Origin of the sequence: Aureimonas sp. D3 (assembly GCF_001463805.1) — a bacterium.
In the GTDB taxonomy this organism is placed as follows: Bacteria; Pseudomonadota; Alphaproteobacteria; order Rhizobiales; family Rhizobiaceae; genus Aureimonas; species Aureimonas ureilytica_A.
In genome coordinates this window covers 1-1168 of the sequence record NZ_BBWM01000100.1, presented here as the reverse complement: position 1 = coordinate 1168, position 1168 = coordinate 1, and the positions used below count along the sequence as shown (strand labels likewise).

The window sequence follows — 1168 nt, the reverse complement described above, 5'->3', positions numbered from 1 at the left end:
GGTTCACTGCCTGGCGCTGGGCGGTGTTGACCTCACCAGTTCGACGGGCCGCATGACCATGAGCGTCATCAACGCGGTCGCCGAGTTCGAACGCGACCTTCTGATCGAGCGTACCCATGCAGGCCTAATCCGGGCGAAGGAGCAGGGCAAGGTGTTGGGGCGTCCGCGCAGTCTGACGGACGCGCAGAAGCAGGTGGTCCGCGAGAAGCTGGGGGAGGGGGCTTCAGTGTCCAAGCTCTCGCGCGACTATGGCGTCAGCCGGCAGACGATTCAGCGGGCGCGTGATGAAGGGCACTGACAATCTTTTGCCGGTATATAATATGGCTATACCGATGCGTTATAATTCTGACAGTATAAGGGCGGGGAGCAGATGCGCGCAGACGTAATGGCCCATCTATCAACCATCGATGCTCGATAAGCGGCTAATTGAAAAAATCGCAGTATGATAAAATTATACAATATATCGATAATATTACTTTCCAGTATTGCAATTTTTATACCCGCTTCAGCGGCGAGTGATAAAAATACGCTTTCTGAGTGTTCGGCGCCAATCGACAGTTCGGTCGCCAATTCCGCGACCGGCGGCAGCTCAGTATTAGCTCAGCAGCCTGTTACAAGATCAATGCTGCTTGATTGGATCGCGATCCCGAATGATCGATTAGGCGATGTCATAGGATCTACGATACGCGACGTATCCGAGAAAAATGAGCATCAATTATCTTCTGGTCATATATTAGTCAGGCGTAATGGCTCGTCTGAGGCCTCGAAATGCGGCACGATCGTTAGCGACGAATACAATAGGACAGTTTTTATCGCCAACAGCCGCGTGGACATAATGAATAACAATGAAATTCAAGTTCGAGTAAACCATCAGTCCTCCATCCTAAAAGCCGGTAACTTGTTGTGGTCTGCGCCAGCCGAATACAACCGGCGTTATAGGGTAATCGGCGCAATTCCCGATAATGTTGATTTCGCGAACATAGTATCAACTTTATGGGGCGAGATTTTCGTCTTACGAGATGGGGCATTGTTAGTGGATTCGTCCCGCGGAGCGGACAATCTCTGCAAATTCATGCATATTCGTGGGTTTAATAACCTTATTGGGTGCAAAGTACGGTAATGAACGATTTTTACATTCCGATCATGTACATGGGATATAAGGTCACCT

The 1168-nt window shown here is 49.8% G+C and carries 1 protein-coding gene; it reads left to right on the top strand.

The window, feature by feature from the left end; translation table 11 throughout:
- A partial coding sequence (locus AUL36_RS22970) for a recombinase family protein (RefSeq protein WP_156418556.1) occupies nt 1–298 on the top strand: 298 nt, incomplete at its 5' end.
- Between the last annotated feature and the right edge of the window lie 870 nt (nt 299–1168).